At 71.8% G+C, this 3,929-nt stretch carries 4 protein-coding genes and 1 pseudogene; 4 read left to right on the forward strand and 1 reads right to left on the reverse strand.

Annotated elements, in window-relative coordinates:
- From ACFQ4O_RS15935 to ACFQ4O_RS15950, 4 genes and pseudogenes are all read left to right on the forward strand, one after another.
- Positions 1-196, forward strand: a pseudogene (locus ACFQ4O_RS15935) (molybdenum cofactor guanylyltransferase); the annotation flags it as partial.
- Between the two features lie 86 nt (positions 197-282).
- Positions 283-1,083 (forward strand): lysine/arginine/ornithine ABC transporter substrate-binding protein, encoded by an 801-nt coding sequence (locus ACFQ4O_RS15940; protein WP_378777093.1) that lies wholly within the window; start codon positions 283-285, stop codon positions 1,081-1,083.
- A 15-nt stretch (positions 1,084-1,098) separates the two neighbouring features.
- Positions 1,099-1,818: an ABC transporter permease gene (locus tag ACFQ4O_RS15945; protein ID WP_378777095.1), complete on the forward strand. Its 720-nt coding sequence runs from the start codon at positions 1,099-1,101 to the stop codon at positions 1,816-1,818.
- Positions 1,815-2,555 (forward strand): ABC transporter permease, encoded by a 741-nt coding sequence (locus ACFQ4O_RS15950; protein ID WP_378777097.1) that lies wholly within the window; start codon positions 1,815-1,817, stop codon positions 2,553-2,555. Before ACFQ4O_RS15945 ends, ACFQ4O_RS15950 begins: the two co-directional genes overlap by 4 nt.
- Before the next feature lie 7 nt (positions 2,556-2,562).
- Here the strand turns inward: ACFQ4O_RS15950 and cobT are convergent, their stop codons facing one another.
- Positions 2,563-3,627, reverse strand: coding sequence for a nicotinate-nucleotide--dimethylbenzimidazole phosphoribosyltransferase (gene cobT / locus ACFQ4O_RS15955; protein ID WP_378777099.1), 1,065 nt, complete (start codon positions 3,625-3,627; stop codon positions 2,563-2,565).
- Between the last annotated feature and the right edge of the window lie 302 nt (positions 3,628-3,929).

The following is a 3,929-nucleotide window of genomic DNA, read 5'->3' on the forward strand; positions in this document are numbered from 1 at the left end:
GGACGGGCCCGAGCCGCTGCACGCGCTATGGCCGCTCGAGCGCCGCGCGGAGCTCGAGCGGCTGATCGCGGAGGGCGTCGCCTCCCCCCGCAAGGCGCTGGCGGCGCTCGGCGCGGCGCATGCGCCCTACCCCAGCCGAGACGGCTTTCGCGACGCCGACACGCCCGACGATCTCGCAGCGCTTCGCGGTGCCTGACGTCACGTTTGCGTGCGCTTGCGAACAATGGAATGCTCGCGCCCTCGCCGGCTCCGCCGGACGACTGCGAGCATGGAGACCGCCGCATGAGCCTCACCGCGCACGGACGCCTGCGCGCCCTGTCGCTGGCGGCCGCGGCCGTCATCGCCTTGCTCTGCGGCCCCGCTTCGGCGCGGGACTGGACCACGCTGCGCATCGGCTCCGAAGGGGCTTATCCGCCCTTCAACGCCATCGGGCCGGACGGCCAGCTTCAAGGCTTCGACATCGATATCGCCAAAGCCGTCTGCGCGAAGATCAAGGCGCAATGCGCCTTCGTCACGCAGGACTGGGACGGTCTGATCCCAGCGCTGAAGGCCGGCAAGATCGACGCCATCTTCGCCTCCCTGTCGATCACGGCGGAGCGCTCGAAGCAGATCGCCTTCTCGAAGAAATACTACGAGACTCCCGCCCTGTTCGTGGCCGACAAGGCGAACGGCGGCTGGGGGTCTTCGCCGGAAGCGCTCGCCGGCAAGACGCTCGGCGCCCAGACCGGCACCGTCAGCGCCAACTACCTCGAAGAGGTCTACGCCAAGGCGGGGGCTGACGTCCGGCTCTATCCCACCCAGGCCGAGGCCAATCTGGATCTTGCGTCTGGCCGGCTCGACGCGGTGCTCGCGGACAAGACCGTGCTGCTGCCCTGGCTCGACTCCTCCGACGAGGGCAAGTGCTGCCAGATCATCGGACAGGACATCCGCAATCCGGAGTTCTTCGGCGCCGGCGTCGGCGCCGGCCTGCGCAACGAGGACGCGGAGCTGAAGGCGCTGATCGACGGCGCCATCGACGCGATCCGCGCCGACGGGACTTACGATCGCATCAACGCCAAGTATTTCTCCTTCAGCCTGTACTGACCGGCAGCCGCGGCGTTGGAGAACCTGCTCCGCCTGCTGAGCTTCGGTCCCGGCGGTTGGGGCGACGAGCTGCTGGCCGGCCTTGGCGTCACTCTGGCTCTTGCGCTCGCCACCCTGCCCTTCGGGCTCGCGTTCGGGCTTGGCGTTGCTCTCATGCAGCGGTCGCGCCTTCCGGCGCTGCGCGGGCTCGCCCAGGCCTATTCGAACCTGTTCCGGGGCCTGCCGGAACTGCTCACGCTGTTCATCGTCTATTATGGCGGCCAGATGCTGCTGAACCGGCTGCTCGGCCTCGTCGCGCCCGGCGTCGCGGTGGAGATCGGCCCGTTCGCCGCCGGCGTCACGGCGCTGGCGCTGGTGTTCGGCGCCTACGCCGCCGAAGTCTTCGCCGGAGCGCTCGGCGGCCTGCCCCGCGGCCAGCGGGAAGCGGCTTTGGCGCTCGGGCTTCCGCCCGGCCTCGCCTTCCGGCTGGTGGAGCTGCCGCAGCTGTGGCGGCTCGCGCTGCCCGGCCTCGCCAACTGCTGGGCCGTGCTGCTGAAGGACACCGCGCTGGTGTCCACCATCGCGCTCTCCGACCTGATGCGCGAGACCCAGATCGCGGTCGGCGCCACGCGTCAGCCCTTCACCTTCTATCTCGTCGCCTGCCTGATCTATGTGGCTCTGGCGCTCGTCTCCAGCGCGATCACGGTCCGGCTGCAGGCCCGCGCCGAGCGCGGCGTCCGGTTCGCCGGCCGATGACGGTGGAGCTTGGCCAGAGCTTCCTCGCGCTCTGGGGCGCGCTCGGCTTCGACGCGGAGCTGATGGCGCGCTACGGCCCTCGGGTCTTGGCCGGTCTCGGAACCACGCTGGCGCTGGTGGCGCTCTCGTTTCCGTTGGGCGTCCTGTTGGCGGTCCCGCTCGCCGTCTCCCGGCTGGAGGGTGGAAGGGTCGCCGCCGGCCTGGCGCGGGGCTACTCCGCCTTCTTCCGCGGGGCGCCGCTGCTGGCGCAACTGTTCCTCGTCTATTACGGCGCCGGGCAGTTCCGGCATGAGCTGGAGGCGATGGGGCTGTGGTGGCTGCTGCGCGATCCGTTCTGGTGCGCGGCGCTGGCCTTCACCCTCAACACCGCCGCCTATCAGTCGGAGATCCTGCACGGCGCGCTCGCCGCGTTGCCCGAAGGACAGCGGGAGGCGGCGGAAGCGCTCGGGCTCAGCCGCTTCGCGCTCCACGTCCGCGTGCTGCTGCCGCAGGCGCTGGGCCTGTCGCTGCGCCCGCTCGGCAACGAACTGATCCTGCTGATCAAGGGCAGCGCGGTGGCGGGCGTCGTCACCGTGTCGGAGATCTTCAGCGCCACCCGCTACGCCTTCGGCCGCTCCGCCGACTTCGAGGTCTATCTCTGGGCGGCGATCCTGTACGTGATCCTGGTCGAGATCGTGCGCCGCGCGGTGGGCTTGGCCGACCGCCGCAGGCTGCGCAAACTTCACCCCGCGGGGTGAGCATGGGTCACGCCTCGGGCGCGGCGTCCCGGCCGGCGACGGCGGCCTCGGCGAAGGTCGCCATGCCCGAATGGCAGGCGACGGCCGCCTTCAGCATGGAGACCGCGAGCGCCCCGCCGGAGCCTTCGCCGAGCCGGAGCCCGAGATCGAGCAGCGGCGTCATCTCCAGCGTCTTCAGAAGCCGCACATGCGCCGTCTCCGCCGACAGGTGCCCGGCGACGCAATGGTCGAGCGCGCTGGCGTCGAGGGCGTGCAGCACGCTCGCGGCCGCGGTCGCCACATAGCCGTCCAGCACCACCGGCACGCGCTCCAGACGGGCGGCGAGAATGGCGCCGGCGATGGCGGCGAACTCGCGCCCGCCGACGCGGCGCAGCGCCTCCAGCGGGTCGTCGAGATGGTCGCGATGCAGCGCGATCGCCGCGCGCACGGCGTCCGCCTTGCGGGCGAGCCCCTCGTCGTCGACGCCGGTGCCCCGGCCGACCCACTCTTCCGGCTGGCCGCCATAGAGCGCGCAGGCGAGCGTGGCCGCGACGGTGGTGTTGCCGATGCCCATCTCGCCCACCACCAGCACGTCGATCCCGCCATGGATCGCCTCCATGCCGTAGGCCATGGTGGCGGCGCATTCCGCCTCGCCCATGGCGGCGTCCTTCGTGATGTCCGGGGTCGGCCGGTCGGCCGCGAGATCGTAGACCTTCAGCCCGATGTCGAAGGCGGAGCAGATCTGGTTGATGGCGGCGTGGCCGTTGCCGAAGGCGTCCAGCATCTGCCGCGTCACCTCCGCCGGATAGGCGGAGACGCCCCGCGCCGCCACGCCGTGCGCGCCGGCGAAGATCGCCACCAGCGGGCGGGCGACGGTCGGCGGGCTGCGGTCCTGCCAGGCGGCGAGCCATTCGGACAGCTGCTCCAGCCGGCCGAGAGCGCCGGCGGGCTTCACGAGCTGGCCCTCGCGGGCGCGCACGGCCTCCGCCGCCCGGGCCGACGGCCCCGGCATGCGCGCCATCAGCGCCCGGATGTCGTCGAACGGCAGCCCGGTCTGGACCGGCGGGACGCGCGCCTCGGTGGTGAGCGCCATGGGAACCTCATGCGGCATGCGATGTCACGGGCCCGTCGCATAGCCGATGGATCCGGAGCCGCCAAGCGGGCCTTGGTTGCGGCGCCATGCTAGAAACGCCGGACGCCCGCCTTCTTTTCGCATGTGCGATACGCCGATGCCACACCCCACCGCGATCTTCGCCCGCGCGGCCGACGCCGTCGCCGACGCGCTGCGCTTCTTCACCCGCCTGCCGGCGCCCGCGCGCTGGGGCGCAAAGGACACCGGACCGCTGTTCGACGGCGTGGCCGCCGCGGCGCCGGTCGCAGGCATCGTCGTGGGCG

The sequence above is a fragment of the Methylopila musalis genome (assembly GCF_042679725.1).
In the GTDB taxonomy this organism is placed as follows: Bacteria; Pseudomonadota; Alphaproteobacteria; order Rhizobiales; family Methylopilaceae; genus Methylopila; species Methylopila musalis.